1 protein-coding gene is annotated in these 4,347 nt (G+C 69.6%); it reads right to left on the reverse strand.

Features of this window, described 5'->3' with window-relative positions; translation table 11 throughout:
• The coding region (locus tag AC3XYG_RS08760; protein WP_489139434.1) for a condensation domain-containing protein at positions 1-4,347 on the reverse strand (4,347 nt) is incomplete at both ends.

The raw sequence follows: 4,347 nt of genomic DNA on the forward strand, positions 1-4,347 counted from the left end.
GTCTCGCAAGGACGGCAGTGTCCGTTGCTGCTCGGTCAATGCTTCATAGAGCGCCTTGAGCATCGGATTGGGTGCGAACAGCTCCTCGATGGCATTTTGATCGAGCCAGATGGCCAGTTCTGCGGGATTGCGCCGTGTCTCAGCATCCAGAACGAACAACGTCTTTCCTGTGAGCAGGGCGGACAGAAACTCATGCGCCGAGGCATCGAAGCTCAACGCCGAGAACTGCGCGACCCTCGTCCCGGCCTGTCCTGGGATCACGGTGGCATGCCATGTCATGAGATTGGTGAGTGGCCCACCCGACATGACGACACCCTTCGGCCGACCGGTGGACCCCGAGGTGTAGATGACGTAGGCGGGATGCTGGGGCCGGAGGGGCCGGGACCGGTCTGCGTCGGTGGGGTTGGTATCCGGGCTGTGGCCGAGTTCGGCCTGGACGTCCGGGTCGTCCAGCAGCAGTCGCGGCGCATCCGTGGCAAGCCGGTGGGACAGTCCGGCCGTGGTGACCAGCACCGCCGGCCGGGCGTCCTCCAGCATGAAGCCGAGCCGATCCTCGGGATAGTCCGGGTCGAGCGGCAGGTAGGCGGCACCGGATTTGAGGATCGCCAGCAGCGCGACCACCATGTCGAGGGAGCGGGGCAGGCCCAGCGCCACGACGGTCTCGGGCCCGGCGCCACGGGCGATCAGCCGGTGCGACAGACGGTTCGCCCGGGCGTTGAGTTCGGCGTAGGAGAGGGCCTCGTCCTCGAACACCAGCGCGGTGGCGTCCGGGGTCCGGGCCACCTGTGCCTCGAGCTGCTCCGGCAATGTCACCTCCGGCACAGGCTGCGCCGTATCGTTCCACTCCACCAGCAGCCGCTGCCGCTCCTCCGCCTCCAGCAGCTCGATGCTGCCGATCCGGCGACCAGGATCCGACGACACCGCTTCCAGCAGCCGGACGAGGCGGCCGGCCATCTGCTCCACCGTCGCATGGTCGAACAGGTCGGTGGCGTATTCGAGAGAGGCCTGGAGCCCCTGGGACGATCCGTCCGGGCCGCGCGCCTCGGCCAGGCTGAGGGAGAGGTCGAACTTGGTGGTGGCGGTCTCGACCGGCTGCGGCGCCACCGCCAGACCGGCCAGGTCGATCACAGGGGCGACGTTGTTCTGCAACACCAGCATGACCTGGAACAGCGGATGGCGGGCCAGCGAGCGGGCCGGGTTGACGATCTCGACCAGCCGCTCGAACGGCACCTCCTGGTGCTGGTAGGCGGCGAGGTCCGCCTCGCGCACCCGGGCCAGGAGCTCGGTGAAGCTCGGGTTGCCGGCCGTGTCGGTCCGGAGCACCAGGGTGTTGACGAAGAAGCCGACGAGGTCGTCCAGGGCGGCATCGGTCCGTCCGGCGATCGGGCTGCCCAACACGATGTCGGTGCCGGCGCCGAGGCGGGTCAGGAGCGCCGCCAGCCCGGCCTGCAGCACCATGAACAGGGTGGCCCCGGCCGCCCGCGCCAGGCCGGCCAGCCTCTGGTGCAGATCGGCATCGAGGGCGAAGCCGAACTGCGCCCCGCGGCCGCTCTGCGCCGCCGGCCGCTGCCGGTCGGCCGGCAGCGCCAGCGCCGCCGGCAGCCCGGCGAGCTGTGTCCGCCAGTAGCCGATCTGGCCGGCGATGGCGCTGGCGGGGTCCTGCTCCTCCCCCAGCCAGTCGCGCTGCCACCGCGTGTGGTCGGCATACGGCCCCGGCAGCGGCACGAAGTCGGGCGCCCGACCGGCCAGCCGCGCGGCATAGGCCTGGGCGAGATCGCGCAGGAGCGGCGCCAGCGACCAGCCGTCGCCGGCGCTGTGATGCAGCAGGATGAGCAGCACGTGCTCCTGCTCGGCGAGCTTGAACAGGCTGGCGCGGAGCGGCAGCTCGCCGGCCAGGTCGAAGCCATGGCGGGCCGCCTGACCGAGGGAGGCAGGCAGTCCGGCCGGATCGATCGCCTGCACCTCGAACACTGGGTGGGCCTCGCCCGCCGCCAGGATGTGCTGCACCGGGCCGTCCTCGGTCTCGACCAGCAGCGTCCTCAGGCTCTCATGGCGAACCACCACGTCACCAAGCGCCGCCTCCAGCGCATCGGCATCGAAAGCCCCCTCAAGCCGGAGCGCCAGCGGAATGTTGTAGCTCGGCCCCGGCCCCTCCAGCTGGTCGAGGAACCACAGCCGCATCTGGGCGAAGGATAGCGGGATCTCGGCGGGGCGGAGCCATGGCCGCAGGGGCATGCGGGCGGCGGCAGCGGCGGTGTGGAGGCGCAGTGCCAGGGCGGCCGGGGTGGGGGCGTCGAACAGGGCGCGGACGGGGAGATCGAGGCCGAGGGCGGCGCGCAGGCGGGAGACGAGGCGGGTGGCGAGCAGGGAATGGCCGCCGAGGTCGAAGAAGCTGTCGTCGGGCGAGACGCGGTCAAGGCCGAGAGTCTCGGCGAAGAGGGAGCAGAGGAAGGCCTCTTGGGCCGTTTCGGGCGCGCGATAGCTGTCCGGGGCGAAGTCGGGCGCCGGCAGGGCGTGGCGGTCGAGCTTGCCATTGGGAGTCAGCGGCAGGGCGTCGAGGAGGACGACGGCGGCCGGGACCATGTGCTCGGGCAGCAATGCGGCAACATGCTGGCGGAGCTGGGCTGGCAGTGACGCGATCGCCTGCGCGGCAGAGGGGTGGTTCGCATAGCCGTCGAGGGCGCCGACGGACCGCGACGGAAGGTACAGATTCGTCAAGACGGATAGTGCAGCCCCGGCGGCATCGAGCATGAGGACATCGCAGGCTTCGCCGGATGCAGCGGACCAGGTGACCGCGACAGCGTAACCGTATCGAGCCCCCAGATCGTGGAAGCGCTCGGGATCCAGGCCCTCCGAGGTGGATGCCGTCGATGTCAGAGGCCGCCCGGCCCCGGCATGCCTGCCGCCGGCCTGCAAGGCCTGCATCGTCCCGAACTCGGACAGCAGACGCCCGTTCGGCACGGTGGCGATGCGCAGCCGCGCCGGCCGCTCGCGATCGAGATGGCTGGCAACGTCGTCGAGGCTCGACAGGTCCCGCCCCCAGTGCAGGCAGGGCACCTCGGCGACGGACAACACCGCCGCTGGCGTCTTGCGCAGCACCACGTCATAGCGATAGCGCGTCAGCTCATTGATCGAGCGGCCCCGCTTGATCCGGATGTCGACCCCGGCGATGTCGTCAGATTGGGCCTGCAGAGCCCGGAAGAACGCTGGATCGAGCAGCAGCTCCTTTTCTTGGAGCAAGCGGTTCTCGACAGCACGGCGCAGTCTGTCGATATCGGTTGTGGCTGAGACCTTGCCGAATTCTATCGCCGTCGCCAGGCAGCGCAGGAGCCGCAGATTCCGGAGATCGCCGAGGAACAGGCTGCCGCCCGCGACCAGAAGATCCATGGCATCGCGGATAACGCCCGCGAGATACTGCACATCCGGGAAATACTGGGCGACGGAATTGATGACGATCGTGTCGAAGAAGCCCGCCGGCAGATCTTCCGTCACATGGGCAGGCTGGACACGCAACTCGACACGCCGGGCGAGTTCCGGCTCGTGTGCGAGCTGACCGCGCAACGTCGCCACCACGGGGGCCGAGATGTCGGTGCCCCAGTAGCTCTGACAATGCGGCGCGACCTTGGACAGGATGAGACCGGTTCCGACGCCGATCTCGAGGACGCGCCGGGGCTGAAGAGCGAGGATGCGCTCGACCGTGGCGGCACGCCATTCCTGCATGTCCTCGAGCGGGATCGGAGTACCGTCGTAGCTGCTGTTCCAGACGCCGAAATCCTCGCCCAAGGGCGCCCCGAGCTCGTCCTGATCGAAGGAATCGAAGATGGTTGTCCAGCTGGCGATCCGCCGGTCTTCCTCGGCGCGATCGGAAAGACTGCCGAAGCGGGGCACGATATAGCCGACCAGCTGCCTGTGTCCGGGCTGGTCTTCCCGCGCGATCACCGCTGCCTGACCCACCGCCGCATGCGACGACAGCGCCGCCTCGATCTCGCCGGGCTCGATCCGGAAGCCGCGGATCTTCACCTGCTCATCCGCACGGCCCAGGAAGTCCAGGGTGCCGTCCGGACGCCAGCGGGCAAGATCACCCGTCCGGTACATGCGGCTGCCCACGGGCCCGTACGGACAGGCCACGAACCGCTCTGCCGTCAGCCCGGGGCGGTTGAGATAGCCTCGCGCCAGACCGGCACCGGCGATGTACAGCTCTCCGGGCACACCCACCGGCACCGGACGCAGGCTGCCGTCCAGCACATGGACCCGATCATTCGCCAGCGGGCGGCCGATCGACGGTTCATCCGGCGAGGCATCCTCGATCCGGGCCGCCGTGGCCCAGATCGTCGCCTCGGTCGGGCC

The sequence above is a fragment of the Inquilinus sp. genome, assembly GCF_057815775.1.